This window comes from Xylophilus sp. GOD-11R, assembly GCF_033546935.1.
In the GTDB taxonomy this organism is placed as follows: Bacteria; Pseudomonadota; Gammaproteobacteria; order Burkholderiales; family Burkholderiaceae_C; genus Xylophilus.
Genome location: NZ_CP137854.1, coordinates 3930273 through 3945582 on the forward strand (window position 1 = coordinate 3930273; position 15310 = coordinate 3945582).

At 69.1% G+C, this 15310-nt stretch carries 15 protein-coding genes; 2 read left to right on the forward strand and 13 right to left on the reverse strand.

Translation table 11 applies throughout. The features are described 5' to 3' along the window. Window positions 1-55 precede the first annotated feature (55 nt). Window positions 56-1651: a gamma-glutamyltransferase family protein gene (locus tag R9X41_RS18215; protein WP_318631851.1), complete on the forward strand. Its 1596-nt coding sequence runs from the start codon at window positions 56-58 to the stop codon at window positions 1649-1651. Window positions 1652-1810: 159 nt separating this feature from the next. On the opposite strand, the gene R9X41_RS18220 is transcribed toward R9X41_RS18215, so the two are convergent. The 13 genes from R9X41_RS18220 to R9X41_RS18280 form a co-directional block, all read right to left on the reverse strand. Then, entirely contained in the window at window positions 1811-3811 is a 2001-nt protein-coding gene (locus R9X41_RS18220) for a hybrid sensor histidine kinase/response regulator (protein ID WP_318631852.1), read from the reverse strand. Between the two features lie 5 nt (window positions 3812-3816). Beyond that, window positions 3817-4701, reverse strand: coding sequence for a sensor histidine kinase (locus R9X41_RS18225; RefSeq protein ID WP_318631853.1), 885 nt, complete (start codon window positions 4699-4701; stop codon window positions 3817-3819). A 47-nt stretch (window positions 4702-4748) separates the two neighbouring features. After that, window positions 4749-5783, reverse strand: a complete 1035-nt coding sequence (locus R9X41_RS18230; protein WP_318631854.1) for an ATP-binding protein — start codon at window positions 5781-5783, stop codon at window positions 4749-4751. Continuing rightward, the gene (locus R9X41_RS18235; protein ID WP_412556715.1) at window positions 5774-6154 is read right to left on the reverse strand and encodes an anti-sigma regulatory factor; all 381 of its coding nucleotides are present in this window, start codon (window positions 6152-6154) and stop codon (window positions 5774-5776) included. Before R9X41_RS18235 ends, R9X41_RS18230 begins: the two co-directional genes overlap by 10 nt. A 13-nt stretch (window positions 6155-6167) precedes the next feature. Further along, window positions 6168-6542, reverse strand: coding sequence for an STAS domain-containing protein (locus R9X41_RS18240; protein ID WP_318631856.1), 375 nt, complete (start codon window positions 6540-6542; stop codon window positions 6168-6170). A 16-nt stretch (window positions 6543-6558) separates the two neighbouring features. Further along, window positions 6559-7407, reverse strand: a complete 849-nt coding sequence (locus R9X41_RS18245) for an STAS domain-containing protein (protein WP_318631857.1) — start codon at window positions 7405-7407, stop codon at window positions 6559-6561. Window positions 7408-7623: 216 nt separating this feature from the next. Beyond that, window positions 7624-8634 (reverse strand): aldo/keto reductase, encoded by a 1011-nt coding sequence (locus R9X41_RS18250; protein WP_318631858.1) that lies wholly within the window; start codon window positions 8632-8634, stop codon window positions 7624-7626. Continuing rightward, on the reverse strand, window positions 8631-10259 hold the full coding sequence (locus R9X41_RS18255) for a 3-(methylthio)propionyl-CoA ligase (RefSeq protein ID WP_318631859.1): 1629 nt from the start codon (window positions 10257-10259) through the stop codon (window positions 8631-8633). Before R9X41_RS18255 ends, R9X41_RS18250 begins: the two co-directional genes overlap by 4 nt. A 21-nt stretch (window positions 10260-10280) precedes the next feature. Next, window positions 10281-11093, reverse strand: a complete 813-nt coding sequence (locus R9X41_RS18260) for an SDR family NAD(P)-dependent oxidoreductase (protein ID WP_318631860.1) — start codon at window positions 11091-11093, stop codon at window positions 10281-10283. A 19-nt stretch (window positions 11094-11112) separates the two neighbouring features. After that, on the reverse strand, window positions 11113-12120 hold the full coding sequence (locus R9X41_RS18265; protein WP_318631861.1) for a quinone oxidoreductase family protein: 1008 nt from the start codon (window positions 12118-12120) through the stop codon (window positions 11113-11115). Continuing rightward, on the reverse strand, window positions 12117-12929 hold the full coding sequence (locus R9X41_RS18270) for an SDR family NAD(P)-dependent oxidoreductase (protein WP_318635271.1): 813 nt from the start codon (window positions 12927-12929) through the stop codon (window positions 12117-12119). Before R9X41_RS18270 ends, R9X41_RS18265 begins: the two co-directional genes overlap by 4 nt. A gap of 11 nt (window positions 12930-12940) precedes the next feature. Then, window positions 12941-13927, reverse strand: coding sequence for a Bug family tripartite tricarboxylate transporter substrate binding protein (locus R9X41_RS18275; protein WP_318631862.1), 987 nt, complete (start codon window positions 13925-13927; stop codon window positions 12941-12943). A gap of 53 nt (window positions 13928-13980) precedes the next feature. Beyond that, entirely contained in the window at window positions 13981-14595 is a 615-nt protein-coding gene (locus tag R9X41_RS18280; RefSeq protein ID WP_318631863.1) for a carboxymuconolactone decarboxylase family protein, read from the reverse strand. A gap of 187 nt (window positions 14596-14782) precedes the next feature. Between R9X41_RS18280 and R9X41_RS18285 the strand changes: the two genes are divergently transcribed. Next, window positions 14783-15289, forward strand: coding sequence for a 2,4'-dihydroxyacetophenone dioxygenase family protein (locus tag R9X41_RS18285; protein ID WP_318631864.1), 507 nt, complete (start codon window positions 14783-14785; stop codon window positions 15287-15289). Window positions 15290-15310 lie beyond the last annotated feature (21 nt).

The following is a 15310-nucleotide window of genomic DNA, read 5'->3' on the forward strand; positions in this document are numbered from 1 at the left end:
GCGGGTCGCGCCGGATAATTACGGTGCCATTCCAACGAGACAAAGACCGCAGCGCATGAACACCGCCCTTCCCTTTTCGTCCGGCCGCCAGCCGGTCCTGGCACGCAACATCGTGTCGACCTCCCAGCCTCTGGCCGCGCAGGCCGGCGCCGCCGTCTTCGCCCGGGGCGGCAACGCCATCGACGCCGCGCTGGCCGCCGCCATCTGCCTGACCGTCGTCGAGCCGGTCATGAACGGCATCGGCGGCGACGCCTTCGCGCTGGTCTGGGACGGCGACCGGCTGCACGGCCTCAACGCCTCCGGCCGCGCGCCCCGTGCCTGGAGCGCCGAGCGTTTCGCGCACCTCCCGCAGATGCCGCGCAATGGCTGGGACACCGTCACCGTGCCCGGTGGCGTGGCGGCCTGGAAGGCGCTGTCCGAGCGCTTCGGCGCCCTGCCCTTCGAAGACCTGTTCCGCGACGCGATCCGCCATGCGCGCGACGGCTTTCCGGTCAGCCCGGTGATCGCCCGGCAGTGGAAACAGGCCGTGGCCGACCTCGGCCACCAGCCGGGTTTCGGCGCCTTCACCATCGACGGCCGCGCGCCCGAGGCCGGCGAGATCTGGCGCATGCCCGACCAGGCCGACACCCTGGCCGACATCGCCGCGACCGGTACCGAATCGTTCTACCGCGGCCGCCTGGCGCAGGCCGTGGCCGACTTCGCGCGCCAGCACGGCGCCGGGCTGGCGCTGGAAGATCTGGCCGACCATGCGGTGGAATGGGTCGAGCCGATCGCCACCACCTTCGGCGATCGCACGGTCTACGAGATTCCGCCCAACGGCCAGGGCATCGCCGCGCTCATCGCGATCGGGCTGCTGGAGCATTTGCCGGCCTATCGCGACACGGCGGCAGGTTCGGCGGCGCGCATGCACCTGGAGATCGAGGCGATGCGGCTGGCCTTCGCCGACCTGTATGCGCATGTCGCCGATGCCGATCACATGCGGGTCAGTGCTGCCCAGCTGCTGGATCCGGCGTATCTCCGTGCGCGGGCGGCACGCATCGATCCGGCGCGGGCGGGGGCGCATCCGGCGGGGCAGCCTGCGAGCGGTGGGACGGTGTATCTCTGTGCGGCCGATGCGCAGGGGCGGATGGTGTCGTTCATCCAGAGCAACTTCAAGGGGTTCGGGTCGGGGGTGGTGGTGCCGGGGACGGGGATCTCGCTGCACAACCGGGGGATGGGATTCGTGACTTCCGCCGGGCATCCGAACCAGGTGGCGGGGGGCAAGCGGCCGATGCACAGCATCATTCCTGCTTTCACCATGCGGGGCGGGAAGCCGCACATGGCCTTCGGGGTGATGGGCGGGAACATGCAGGCGCAAGGGCATTTGCAGATGACCCTGCGGGAAGCGGTCGAGGGGCTCAATCCGCAGGCCTGTTCGGATGCGCCTCGTTGGCGGATCGACGATTCAGGGGCTTTGACGGTGGAGCACACCGTTGCCGGGGACGTGGTCGAGGGGCTTCGGGCCCTGGGGCATGCGCCTGTGGTGGCGGGGGCCGATAGTCTGGACTTCGGGAGCGCTCAGGTGATTTGTCGGCTGGATGTTGGCGACGGGGGGGTGGCCTATGTGGCGGGGTCGGATCACCGGAGGGATGGGCAGGCGGTGGGGTGGTAGGTGGGCCTTTGTCTGGCCTTTGCCCGGCCGTGGCCGGGTGATGCTTGTTTGTTTTTCTTCTCGCTCCCGAGGGTAGGTCTGGGGGCTCGCGCGCCCTAGCTCCACCCTACGAACAGTAGAAGAAAAGAAGCAAGGCCAGCTCAGCCAGAGCAGCAAATCCTACCCAGCCCCCCGCCGAAGCTCGGCGATCAAGGCCATCAACAAATGCGGCTGCAACGGCTTGGCCAGATGCGCATCGAACCCAGCCTCGATCGCCCGAGCCTTATCTTCCGGCCGAGCAAAAGCAGTGAACGCGATCGACAACAGCCGCCGACCGCCCCGGCCCTTCTCCAGCGCCCGCACCTGCCGAATCAACTCATACCCATCACGCCCCGGCAGCCCAATGTCGCTCACCAGCACATCGGGCCAACGTGACGCAAGCTGCACCAGCGCCCCATCGAAATGCGGCGCCAACGCCACCCGCGCCCCCCCGTCGGCCAGCACGACGGTGAGCATCTCGCTCGCATCGGCGTTGTCCTCGACGATCAGCACATCGAGCCCGTCGAGCGCACGCTCGCCCGAAGCATCCTGCTCGATGCCCCCGCGCCGCTCGTTCGCCGCATCCCCCTCGGCCACGCCGGCCGCCGGCACCGCCACCTGCAGCGTGACCCGCATGACACTGCCCTGCCCCAGACCTTCGCTGTGGGCGCTGGCGACACCGCCGTGCAGCTCGGCCAGGTGGCGCACGATGGACAGCCCCAGGCCCAGCCCGCCATGCAGCCGGTTGTCCGGCGAATCGCTCTGGCTGAAGCGGTCGAACAAGTGCTCCAGGAAGGCCGGCTCGATCCCCCGGCCGTGGTCGCGCACCTCCAGAACCAGCGTGTCGCCCTCGCGCTGCAAGGACAGCTCGACGCGGCCCCGGTCGTCCGAGAACTTGATGGCGTTGGTCAACAGATTCCACACGATCTGCTGGAAGCGGGTGACGTCGAGCCAGGCCGGCGCGTGCGCGCCGACCCGCCAGTCGAGCGCAACCTGCAGCGATTTCTCGTCGATGGCATCGCGCAGCGCGTCGACCGAAGCACTCACCACCTCGGCCGGGTCCACCGACTCGGGATCCAGCCGCAGCTTGCCGCTGTTGATGCGTGACACGTCGAGGATGTCCGCGATGATCCGGGCCTGCGCCTTCACGTTGCGGTCGATCGCCTCCAGGCCTTTCATCAGCTCCGGCGACCCGCCGCGCCGGTGCAGGATGTGCACCCAGCCGGCGATGGAATTGAGCGGCGTGCGCAGCTCGTGCGAGAGCACCGCCACGAAGTCGTCCTTGGTGCGGCTGTGCCGCTCGGCGACGGCCCGCGCGGCCTGCTCACGCTCCAGCACTTCCTGGCGCCGCCGGTCGAGTTCGATGCGCTCGGACACGTCGACCGCGATGGCCACGCGCAAGCCCGGCTCCACGTGCGAGGAGATGCTCCACTCCAGGTGCACCAGCCGGCCGTCGGAGCGCATCAGCGGAAATTCGCCGAACCAGGGATTGCCTTCCTCGAAGGCGCCGACGGTCTTGTCCTGCACGAATTCCGCCCAGCCGGCAGGCGCGAATTCGGCGACCGCCCGGCCCACCAACCGGTCGGCGGACAGGCCCAACAAGGCAGCGAGCGCGGGATTGACGTCCGCCATGACGCCGTCCGAACGCACCAGCGCGATGCCGCTGAGCGCCTGGCTGTAGACGGCGGCGAAGCGGGTGTCGGCGCGGCGTACGTTCTCTTCGGCGTTACGCGCGCGGATCAGCGCCTGCAGCGTAGCCAGCAACACCGCCGGTTCGGCCGGATGCACCAGATAGGCGTCGGCGCCGGCGTTCAGGCCTTCGACCTTGTCCTCGTTCTGCACATAGGCGGCCGACAGGTGGATCACCGGCAGCAGCATGGTGCGCGGGTCGGCGCGCAGCGTGCGACAGATGGTGAAGCCGTCGATGTCGGGGAGGTTCACGTCGAGCACCACCGCCGATACCTGCCAGTTGCGTACCGCGTCCAGCGCCTCGGCGCCGGTGCCCACCTCCAGCGTCTGGAAGCCACCCACCCGGATGGTGCGCGCGTTGGCATAACGCATGGCCGGGTCGTCTTCCACCACCAGCACCGTGTGCTGGCTGCGGTCGATCGAGGTGTTGATGTAGTTGCGGTCGACGGACACGGTTGTCAGGCCTCCGGAGAGTCGGTGCGCAGAGGCAGGCGGACCGAGAAGACCGAGCCTTCGCCGAGCGCGCTTTGCAGCGACACGGAGCCGCCGAGCAGGATCGCCAGATGCTTGCTTAGCGACAGCCCCAGCCCGGTTCCGCGCAGGCGTTTCTGCACCGGCGAATTGACCTGGGAGTAGTCGTCGAACACGGCCGAATGGAATTCAGGGGCGATGCCGATGCCGGTGTCGGCCACCGAAAACACGACCGCTTCGTCGCCTTCGCGACGCACCGACACCCGGACCTCGCCACGCGCGGTGAACTTGAGCGCATTCGAGATGAAGTTGCGCAGGATCTGCGAGAGCTTGTGGTCGTCGGTGTAGAGGCGCGGCAGGCCCTCGGGCTCCTCGAACACCAGGATCACCTCCGGGTTGTCGAGCACCGGCTTGAACATGCCACGCAGCGCCTGAAACAGATCGACCAGTTCGAACCACGCCGGCGAGATCTCGACCCGCCCGGCCTCCACCTTGGCCAGGTCGAGCAGGTCGTCGACCATGTCGGCGAACTCGGCAGACGAGCTCTGAATGAAGCCGACCTGCCGCGCCTGCTCGGGCGTGAGCGTGCCGTCGGTGTGCTCGGCCAGCAGCCGCGAGATGCTGCGGATGGAATTGATCGGCGTGCGGAACTCGTGGCTCATGTAGGCCAGGAAACGGCTCTTGAGCTCGGTGGCGCGGCGCAGTTGTTCGGCCTGCGCGTCGAGCTCGGCGTAGAGCGCCACCACGCCGCGGTTGGTTTCTTCCAGTTCGGCCCGCAGCTCGGCGGCCTCGGCCAGGGCGCGGGCGAGCGCGCCTTGCCCGTCCTCCGTGTCCTGCACGGGGGTGGGCGTCTGGTCGGTGGTGTCGGACATGAAGGCGTTTCTCGGGGCGTGAGGAGCGTTGTGGGGAATCGGCGGTTTCAATGCACACGGCGCAGCACGACCACGGTGGCGTCGTCGCGCTTGCGGCTGTGCTCGCGCAGCAGCAGGGCCGCTACCAGCGCCGGGTCGCGGTCCATCAGGGGCCGGATGCGCGACGGATCCCAGCGGGTCTCGATGCCGTCGCTCAGCACGATGACCATGGCGTAGGGCGGCAGCGCCATCACGGCCTCCTGCGCACGTCGCATCTGGAGGCCCAAGGTGCCGTGCTGGGTGACCATGCTGCGGTCGAACACGCCGGAGACGATGCGCGCCACGACGTTGCCGGCGCCGGCGCAACGCACGGTCTGGCCGTCGAGCCGCAGGCAGCACACGGCTGCGCCGCGCGTGGTCTGCAGCGCGACGTGGATCGCGTCGAGCAACCCGGCCATCGCGCCGAAGGGCTGTGCGCGGAACTCGCCGGACGCCGCCTGCGAGGCCTTGGCCGCTTCCGGGCCGTGGCCCAGGCCATCGGCCACCATCAGCGAGGCCTGTTCGCCGTCGAGTGCGAGCGCCCAGGCGTCGCCGTGCGCCACTTCGCCGGGCGCCGCGACATTCACCGCCCCGACCTCGACGACCCCGGGCGCAAGCGCGATGGCCGGCGCATCGAGCCGGCGCACCCGCGCCACGCAAAGCGTGCCGCCGGGCACGGTGTCGGTGGGAATGCTGGAGTGGATGTCGAACTCGTCGGCCAGCCGGCGCACGGCGCCCAGGCCGGTACCGGGGCTGCTGCCGTTGCCGGTGGAATAGCCATCGCTCATGCAGCGCGCCATGTCGGTGATGCCCGGGCCTTCATCGATGGAGATGACCTCCACGTCGCCACGGTCGGGCCGCGATGCAATGAGCAGTTGGCCCGCCTTGGCGTGGCGTTGGAGGTTGGAGCCGAGCTCGGTCACCACCAGCGCCAGCCGGCCGGCCTCGACCTCACCCAGACCGATCTCGCGCGCCAGATGCGCAGCGTGGCGCCGCGCCTCGCCAACCCGACTCGCGTCGTCGATCGGGAAGGCGGTGTGGGTCCAGCCCGCGATTATTTCCACTTGGTGATGCTGACCCGCGTTCCCTGTCCGGGCGCTGACTGCAGGTCGAAATCGTTCACGAGTCGTTTGCTGCCCGGCAGGCCCAGGCCCATGCCACTGCCGCTGGTCCAGCCGTCGGTGAGCGCGAGCTTGAGGTCGGCAATGCCGGGGCCTTGGTCCTCGAAGTGGAGTTGCAACCCGCGCCGGCCGTTGGCTTCCACGATCTCCCAGCGCATCTGGCCGCCGCCGCCGTGGATCAGCGTGTTGCGCGACAGCTCGCTGGCCGCGGTGATCATCTTGGTCTGGTCGACGAGCGACAGCTTGAGTTCCTGGCAGAGCGTACGCACCATCTGGCGGCTGACGACGATGTGCTGCTCGGTCTCGATCGGCATGCTGCCGCTGGGTTCAGCGGCCAAGAAGCTGCTCCTCGCGCGCCCGGCGCAAAAGCTCCATGCCGCGCTCCACATTCAGCGCGGTTTTCACGCCGTCGAGCGACAGGCCGAGCTCCACCAGCGTGATGGCCACCGCCGGCTGCATGCCGACGACCACCGTGGTGGCCGACAGGATGCGGGCGATGCCCGAAATACTGGTGAGCATGCGGCCGACGAAGGAATCGACGATCTCCAGCGCCGAGATGTCGATCATCACGCCGCTGGCCCCGGTGGTGGCGATCTTGTTGGCCAGATCGTCCTGGAGTGTGATGGCCATCTGGTCCTGCATGTCGACCTGGATGGTCACCAGCAGGGTGTCGCCCATGCGAAGGATTGGAATGCGATCCATGCGGTGCGGGCTCCGTTCAGGCCTGGCCGCGCGTGATGCGCCAGCCGGTCTTCTGCAGGGCCAGCGCCAGTGCGTCGGCCAGCGAGGCCTTGGTGTTGATGCCTTCGAGGTCGATGCCCAGGTGCACGATGGTCTGCGCGATCTGCGGCCGGATCCCGCTGATGATGCAGTCCGCGCCCATCAGGCGGATGGCGGTCACGGTTTTCAGCAGGTGCTGCGCGACCAGGGTGTCGACCGTGGGCACGCCGGTGATGTCGATGATGGCGAGCTCGGACTCGGTCTCCACGATGCGCTGCAGCAGTGTCTCCATGACCACCTGCGTGCGGTTGCTGTCGAGGATGCCGATCATGGGCACCGCCAGCACGCCGTCCCACAGCTTGATGACGGGGGTGGAGAGCTCGAGCAGCTCTTCCTGCTGGCGCCGGATGATGTCTTCGCGCGAATGCTGGAAGCTGTTGACCGTGCGCTGCGCCATACGGTCGATCAGCGAGGTGACGCTCCACAGTGCAGCCGACAACGCCTTGGGATCCTTCTCGTACTGCACCTGCAGCAGCTCGAAGAGCGGCTTCTTGAGCGCCAGCACGAATACGCTGGTGTCGCCGGCAGCCTGGCCCTTGGCCGCCCGCGACCTGGAAAGGGATTCGAGCGTCTGGCGAACGCCTGACCAGTCCGGAGAATCGAGATTGTCGAGGTCGCCGTCGGCGGCCACACCCGCGCGCAACTGCTGGAGCAGGTCGGCGGCTTCCACCAGCGCGGTGCGGCGTGCATTGGGTTCGGTGACGCCGGCTTCGCTCAGCCAAACGTCCAGGATGGCGGCCTCGTCGGCGCCGATTGCGGCAGAGATCGCCGTGTTTTCACTTTTCATCTGAATTCCTGGTGGTGTCGGGCCATGGCGATGCCGCGCGGCGCCGAGGCTTTTTTTGCCGGTTCCGGGGGGCAGATTCTAGGTGAGGAAGTCGCACGGCCGGCCGAGAGCGAGCGGCCCGCAGGCCCGCAGGCCCGCAGGCCCGCAGGCCCGCAGGCAGGCAGGCAGGCGGCCGGCGGCCGGCGGGCAGGGTCGGCGCGGCGAAGCGCCGCGCGATCAGTGGTGGCCGATGATCGCGTGCGGCAGGTAGGGTGCTTCCAGCCGGGCGATGTCCTCGTCGGACAGCACCAGCTCGCAGGCGGCCGCGGCCTGGTCGAGCTGCCAGGTCTTGCTGGCGCCGATGACCGGCGCCGCCACGCCCTTGTGCAGCAGCCAGGCGTAGGCCACGGTGGCATGGCCCACACCGCGTGCCGCCGCCACCTCGCCGAGCGCGGCGACCACGGCGAAGTCGCAGTCGCGGTAATACCAGCGCTGGGCCACGTCGTCGAGCTGCGCGCGGCTGGTCTGCGCCGCCTTGGCGTCGCCGGCGCCGCGGTTGCCGGCCAGGAAGCCGCGCGCCAGCGGGCTGTAGGGGATCAGCGCCACGCCCTGGTCGTGGCAGAGAGGATTCATCTCGCGCTCTTCTTCCCGGTAGGCGAGGTTGTAATGGTTCTGCATGGAGACGAAGGGCGTCCAGCCGCGCTCGCGGGCGATCTGCTGGCACTTGGCGAACTGCCAGGCGTACATGCTGCTCGCGCCCAGGTAGCGCACCTTGCCGCTCTTGACGATGTCGTGCAGCGCTTCCATGGTTTCCTCGATCGGCGTGTCGGGGTCGAAGCGGTGGATCTGCCACAGGTCGATGTAGTCGGTGCCCAGCCGCTGCAGCGAGGCGTCGATGGCGTGGAACAGCCGCTTGCGCGAGAGCCCGCCGCGGTTGGGCGCCCACACCGGATGGGCCGAGCTGTAGGCCAGGTCGACCGGATGGAACACCTTGCTGGAGATGACCACTTCTTCCCGCCGGCAGAACTCGCGCACGAAGCGGCCGGTGAGCACCTCGGATTCGCCGGCCGAATAGAGATCGGCGGTGTCGAAGAAATTGATGCCTGCCTCCACCGCGTGGCGCACCACCGGGCGCGAGGCCTCTTCCTCCATGATCCAGGGCCGCCAGCGGGCGGTGCCGTAGGTGAGCATGCCCAGCGCGATGCGCGAGACCTTCAGGCCGGTGCGGCCGAGGTTGGTGTAGTTCATGGCGTCTCCGTCTTCTCGGGTGGGCACACGGTGTCCCGCAGCCGGTTCTTCTGCATCTTGCCGGTCGGCCCGAGCGGGATCGCGTCGACGAAGACCACGTCGTCCGGTATCCACCAGCGCGCCACCTTGCCGTCGAAGAAACGCAGCAGCTCGTCGCGCTCCACCTGCGCCCCCGGGCGCCGTACCACCACCAGCAGCGGCCGCTCGTCCCATTTGGGATGCGGCACGCCGACACAGGCGGCCAGCGCCACTGCCGGATGCGCGACGGCGATGCATTCGATGTCGATCGAGCTGATCCATTCGCCACCGCTCTTGATGACGTCCTTGGCCCGGTCGGTGATGCGCATGAAGCCGTCGGCGTCGATGGTGGCGACGTCGCCGGTGGGAAACCAGCCGTCCTGCAGCGGGCTATTGCCGGCACGGAAATAGGAGCTGGTCACCCACGGCCCGCGGATCATCAGCTCGCCCGGGCTGCGGCCGTCCCAGGGGAGTTCGGCGCCCCGGGCATCGACGACCTTCATGTCGACGCCGAAGATCGCCCGCCCCTGTTTGGCCTGCAGCGCCAGGCGTTCGTCGGCGGGGCGATCGTGGTGGTGCGCCTTGAGGGTGCTGGTCGTGGCCAGCGGGCTTGTTTCGGTCATGCCCCAGCCGTGCATCACATGTACGCCATAGCGTTCCTGGAACTCCCGGATCATCGACGGCGGGCAGGCCGAGCCGCCGATGCCGGTGAGGCGCAGGGTGTGGAAGCGCAGGCCCCGCTCACCCACGTGGGCCAGCAGGCCCTGCCAGATCGTCGGCACGCCGGAGGCGATGGTCACGCCCTCGGCCTCGAACAGTTCGTAGAGGCTGGCGCCGTCGAGCCGCGGGCCGGGAAACACCATCTTGGCGCCCACCATGCAGGCCGCGTAAGGCAGCCCCCAGGCATTGACGTGGTACATGGGCACCACCGGCAGGATCGCGTCGGTGGCCGAGCAGCCCACCGCGTCCGGCAGCGCCACGGCGAAGGCGTGCAGCACGCTGGAACGGTGGCTGTAGAGCACCCCTTTGGGATGGCCGGTGGTGCCGGAGGTATAGCAGAGGCCGGAGGCGGCGGCCTCGTCGAACACCGGCCAGTCGTAGTCGTCGGAGGCGGCCTCCAGCAGTTCCTCGTAGCAGAGCAGTCCGGCAATGCTGCTGTGCGCCGGCATGTGGGCGCGGTCGGTCATGGCGACCAGGGCACGCACGCCGCCCAGGCGCGGCGCGATCTCTTCGACCAGCGCGAGAAAGCTCAGATCGAAGAACAGCACCTGGTCGTCCGCGTCGTTCAGCATCCAGACCAGCTGGTCGGCATGCAGTCGCGGATTGGCCGTGTGCACCACCGCGGCCATGCCGCTGATCGCGTAGTACAGCTCCATGTGCCGATAGCCGTTCCAGGCGAGCGTGGCGACGCGCTGATCCGCCGCCACGCCGAGCGCGGCCAGCGCGTTGGCCAGGCGACGGGCGCGGGCGGCAAAGGCGCGGTAGTCGTAGCGGTGGATGTCGCCTTCCACGCGCCGCGAGACGATCTCGCGCTCGCCGTGGTGGCGCTCGGCATGGCGCAGCAGGGAAGAGATCAGCAGCGGCTGCTGCATCATCGTGGAGAGCATGCGAGAAGCCCTTTCTTCGTCTCAGACGCTGAGCGCGCCGTCGACCGGCAGCAGCACGCCCGAGACGTAGGCCGCCTCGTCCGACACCAGGAACAGCGCCGCGTTGGCCACGTCCCAGCAGCTGCCCTGCCGGCCCATGGGGCAGCGTGCGTCGCGCTCGGCCAGGATCGCGGCGAACTCCTCGGGGCTCTTGTCGCGAAACAGCGTGCGGATGTGCGGCGTGTCGATCATGCCGGGCAGGATCGCGTTGCAGCGGATGCCCTTGGGCGCATAGGTGCGCGCCATCACGCGGGTGAGCTGGTTGAGCGCGGCCTTCGAGGTGTTGTAGGAGATGAATTCCACCGTGGTCCAGCGCAGGCTGGCGGTGGACGACACGTTGACGATGGCGCCGCGGCCGGCGCGCTCCATGTGCGGCAGCACTTCCTTGCAGGCCAGGAAGACGCTTTTCAGGTTGACGTCGTGCACCCGGTCCCAGTCGTCCTCGGAGGTGTCCACCACGCCGCCGCGCACCTCGATGCCGACGTTGTTGTAGAGGATGTCGATGCGACCGAAACGCTCGACCGTCTGCGCCACCACCGCGCTCACCTGCGCATGGCGCGCAGCGTCGGCCTGCAGGGCCACGGCCCGGCCGCCCTCCTCCACGATCTGGCGCACGGTGTCTTCGGCCGCGGCCAGCTGCAGGTCGACCACCACTACCGTCGCGCCCTGGCGGGCGAAGGTCAGCGCCACCGCCTGGCCATTGCTCGGGCCGCCGTCGGCCGAGGAGCTGCCGCCGCCGATCAGCAGGCAGACCCGGCCGGCGAGCCGCTGAACTGCCTCGTGTTTCGTGTTCATGCCTGGTTCGCTTTCCTGGTCATTGGTCCGTACTCAGCACGATCTTTCCGAAGTGCACGTTGCGCCGCATGGCGTCGCAGGCCTGCGCCACCGCCTCCAGTGGTAGCCGCATGTCGATCGGCAGGCCGAGCAGGCCGGCCTGCAGCGCAGGCCACAGGTCGGCGCGCACCTGCGCGCCGATGGCGCCGACCTCGGCCGCGTCGCGGGTGCGAAAGCTGGTGCCGAGGTACTGAATGCGCCGCATCGAGTGCAGGTCGAAATCGAATTCACCGCGCTCGCCGGCCATGCGGCCGACGTTGACGATGCGGCCGCCGAGCGCGGTGGCGCGCATGGCGGGGCCGAGGTGGGGACCGGCCAGGAAGTCGATCACCAGATCGACGCCCCGCCCGCCCGTCAGCGCCAGCACCGCGTCGGGCCAGCCGGCATCGCCGGTGTCGACGGTCTCGCCGGCGCCGAATTCGCGCAGCCGCTCGCGCCGGTCGGCCCGGGTCGAGGTGCCGACGACCGTCCCGGCGCCGAGCAGGCGCGCGACCTGCAGGCACATCAGGCCCACGCCCGACGACGCCCCCAGCACCAGCACCGACCGCCCCATGCGCAGCGCGCCGTGGGTGACCAGCGCGACATGCGCGGTGCGCAAGGCCACGGTGAGGCAGGCCGCCGTCTCGTACGACATGGCGGCCGACGGGATCGCGAACGCGCGGCGCGCATCGGTGACCGCGTAGTCGGCAAAGCCGCCGGTGCCCGAACACATCACCCGATCGCCGACCTTCAGGCCGGAAACGTCCGCCACGTCGGCGCCCGCTTCGATCACCTCGCCGGCCCACTCCAGCCCCAGCGGCGTGCCGGGGCCGCCCTGCAGGCCGTGGGCCTTGCCGTCGATCAGCAGCAGATCGGCGCGGTTGAGCGAGGCGGCGCGCACCCGCACCAGGATCTCGGTCGGCCCGGGCCGGGCAAGCTTTCGCTCGACGATCACCGGCCCGTCCGCGCCCAGCACCGCCGCCCGCATGGTCGTGCCTGGGCTGCTCATCGCATGTAGGCGCCGCCGTTGACGTCCAGCGTGATGCCGGTGACGTAAGACGAAAGGTCGGACGCCAGGAACAGGCAGGCGCTGGCCAGCTCCACCGGCCGTCCGGCGCGGCGCATCGGCCAGCCCTGGGCCGACGCGTCCTTCTCCTCGTCGCTGCGGTTGGTGCGCGAGAAGTCCGTGATGATCAGCCCCGGCGTGACCGCGTTGGCGCGGATGCCCTCGGGCCCCAGCTCCAGCGCCAGCGAGCGGGTGAAGCCCAGCACACCGGCCTTGGCCGCGCAGTAGTGCGGCCCGCCGAAGACGCCGCCGCCCTGCTGCGCCGACATGGACGACACCGACACGATGCTGCCGTCGCCCTGCGCCCGCATCGTCGGCAGCACCGCCTGCGACAGCAGGATGGTGCCGCGCAGCACCACGTCGGTGACGAGTGCGTAGTCGGCGTCGGTGATCTCGGCGACCTTGCGTTTCTGGGTAAGGCCGGCGTTGTTGATCAGCACGTCGATGCGGCCCTGCGCGGCGCCCCAGGCGAGCGCTTGCGCGACGGCCTGCTCGCAGGAAGACCGGTCGGTCACGTCGCAGCGGATGCCGATGGCGACGTCGCGGCCCTCGGCCACGTCGGCCGCGGCCAGGCGCACCTCGTCCTGGTCGAGGTCGAGCATGGCGACCCGTGCCCCGTGCTCCACGCACAGCCTGGCGGTGGCCTTGCCGATGCCGCGCGCGCGGCCGGCGCCGGAGATGAGGACGGTGCGGCCTTCGAGCAGGCGGCCGGAGCGCAGGCCGCCGAACGGCTGGCCTTGCGACGGGTTCATGGCGGTGGCGTTCATTCGTCGACGTGGATGTTGGAGTTGGTGGCGATCTCCTTCCACTGCGGAATGCCGGCGGCCAGCAGCGCGTGGTAAGCGGCACCGGGCACGTAGTCCTTGGTGACGCCGAGTTCGAGCAGCTTGGCGGCCATGTCGGGCTGGTCGAGCGCCTGCTTCATGGCGGCCGCGAGCTTGTCGAGCACCGGCTGCGGCGTGCCGGCCGGCGCATAGAAGGCCCACATGGGCGCCAGCGCGCTCTTGCCCGAGAAGTCGATGCCGGACTCCTCGAACGAAGGCACGTCGGGCAGGCTGGGGCTGCGCTTGACGCAGGCCGCGATGGCCCGGAGCCGGCCGGACTTGACCAAGGGCGTGGCGGTCGCCATGTCGATATAGGCCATCTTGATCTGGCCGCCGAGCAGGTCGTTCACGATGGGGCCGGTGCCTTTGTAGGGCACGTGGCTGGTGTTGATGCCGGCGCGCTGATTGAGCAGTTCGCCGCAGAAATGCCCGGTCGAGCCCACGCCCCAGCTGGCGTAGAGCAGGCCCTCCTTCGGGTTCTGTTTGGCCAGGGCGATCAGCGATTTGAGGTCGGTCGCGGCAAAGTCGTTGGTCACCGCCAGCAGGATCGACGCGGTGCCGATCTGCGCGATGGGCGCGAAGTCCTTGATCGGGTCGTAGCTCATCTTCTTGCGCACGATGGGCAGCAGCACGTTGGAGGTGAAGCCGCCCAGGCCGATGGTGTAGCCGTCGGGTGCGGCGCGCGCCACGCCCTCCATCGCCAGCGAGCCGCCGGCGCCGGGCCGGTTGTCCACGATGAACGAGGTCTTGAGGATGGCGCCCATGCGGTCGGCCATCAGCCGCGCCAGCACGTCGCCGCCGGCGCCGGCCGTCGCCACCGCGATCAGCTTGACCGGCCGCGCCGGGTAGTCGGCCGCGCCCGGTTGCGCCCAGGCCGTCACCGCCGTGGCGACGCCGACCAGGCCGAGCAGGATCTTCTTGAACATGTCTTGTCTCCTTATTCGTTGTCGTGCGGGAATCCGGTGGCGTGTCGCCAGCCTCAGTCGTCGGGCACCGCCGCCTGCGATACACCGGCGGGAAAGCGCGCCTGCCCTGCCTCGAGCGGCACCGCCGCCGAGTTCAGGAAGAAGGCGGCCATGTGATAGAAGCTCGACGAAAAAATCAGCTCCATCACCTGCTCCTGGGGCCAGGTCGCGTTGAGTTCGCGCCAGGCGGCATCGGACAGCGTGGAGTGCCGGTGCAGTTCGTCGACCATGCGCACCACCAGCCGCTCGGCCTGCGTCCACAGGCCCTCGGACAGTTCGGTCCAGCTCGCGCAGCAGGTCAGTTCGTGGATCTGCGCATCGCTCAGGCCGCACTTGTCGGCGTAGATGCTGACGTGCATGCCCCACTCGTACTCGGAGCGGGTGAGCGCGCCGGTGCGGATGATGGAAATCTCCCGCTCCCGCTCGCCGACCGCGCCGCCGAAGAGCACCACGTGCGCCATCGACTGGAAGGCCGCCGCCAGCTGCGGGTGGTGGGCCAGCGCCCGCCGCAGGTTGACCGGAGACAGGCCGCTGAAAGCCGAGCTTTCGACGAGCTTGCTCACATGCGCCTCGTACGGGGGGGGACGCAACGGCAGGCGGCTGGAATGGGGAATGTCGGTTTGCAGCATGGGCCGAAATTTCGCACCGTAGAAGAAACGTTTCCACAGTAAAAACCCGAGACCGGATCCATCGTCGGACAAACCACGATAGGGTCTACCCGAAGTGGCTTTTAGCTACCATCGCCAGAGAATGTGGAAACGTTTCTTTATGGCGCGCATGGACTGCCCGGCCGCCGCCCATTCCAGGAGTCTCCCGATGCCGCTTCCCAAGACCGTCCATCCCCAGACCCGGCTGCTCACCGTCAACATCCACGACGCCGCCGGCGTGCCGATGCGCGACGAGGGCGTCACCCTCACCCCGCTCTACCTCGACCGCGAGAAGGGCACCTGGGTGCTCTATGCCCGCTTCGAGCCCGGCGCCCGCCTGCCCACGCACTTCCACACCGGCACGGTGCACTTCTTCACCACCAAGGGCACCTGGTGGTACGACGAGCATCCGGAAGACCCGCAGACCGAAGGCAGCTACCTCTACGAGCCCGGCGGCGCGGTGCATACCTTCACCGTGCATGCCGATGCCAAGGAAGCCGCCGAAGGCTTCATGGTGGTCGACGGCGCCAACATCAACTTCGTCGACGGCGAGTACCACAGCATCGTCGACGCCGGCGCGCTGGAAGACGGCATTCGCAAGGCCGCGCAATACAACAACATGCCGATGCCGCGCTATATCCGGCCGCGCGGCGGCGCGGGCTTCTCCGACGACTGAGCCAGCCGCGCCATCGGTCGA

Coding starts and splice junctions, on each gene's coding strand:
- R9X41_RS18215 (WP_318631851.1), top strand. CDS start 56: ATGAACACCGCCCTTCCCTTTTCGTCCGGCCGCCAGCCGGTCCTGGCA.
- R9X41_RS18225 (WP_318631853.1), bottom strand. CDS start 4,701: ATGTCCGACACCACCGACCAGACGCCCACCCCCGTGCAGGACACGGAG.
- R9X41_RS18235 (WP_412556715.1), bottom strand. CDS start 6,154: ATGCCGATCGAGACCGAGCAGCACATCGTCGTCAGCCGCCAGATGGTG.
- R9X41_RS18240 (WP_318631856.1), bottom strand. CDS start 6,542: ATGGATCGCATTCCAATCCTTCGCATGGGCGACACCCTGCTGGTGACC.
- R9X41_RS18245 (WP_318631857.1), bottom strand. CDS start 7,407: ATGAAAAGTGAAAACACGGCGATCTCTGCCGCAATCGGCGCCGACGAG.
- R9X41_RS18250 (WP_318631858.1), bottom strand. CDS start 8,634: ATGAACTACACCAACCTCGGCCGCACCGGCCTGAAGGTCTCGCGCATC.
- R9X41_RS18255 (WP_318631859.1), bottom strand. CDS start 10,259: ATGCTCTCCACGATGATGCAGCAGCCGCTGCTGATCTCTTCCCTGCTG.
- R9X41_RS18260 (WP_318631860.1), bottom strand. CDS start 11,093: ATGAACACGAAACACGAGGCAGTTCAGCGGCTCGCCGGCCGGGTCTGC.
- R9X41_RS18265 (WP_318631861.1), bottom strand. CDS start 12,120: ATGAGCAGCCCAGGCACGACCATGCGGGCGGCGGTGCTGGGCGCGGAC.
- R9X41_RS18270 (WP_318635271.1), bottom strand. CDS start 12,929: ATGAACCCGTCGCAAGGCCAGCCGTTCGGCGGCCTGCGCTCCGGCCGC.
- R9X41_RS18275 (WP_318631862.1), bottom strand. CDS start 13,927: ATGTTCAAGAAGATCCTGCTCGGCCTGGTCGGCGTCGCCACGGCGGTG.
- R9X41_RS18280 (WP_318631863.1), bottom strand. CDS start 14,595: ATGCTGCAAACCGACATTCCCCATTCCAGCCGCCTGCCGTTGCGTCCC.
- R9X41_RS18285 (WP_318631864.1), top strand. CDS start 14,783: ATGCCGCTTCCCAAGACCGTCCATCCCCAGACCCGGCTGCTCACCGTC.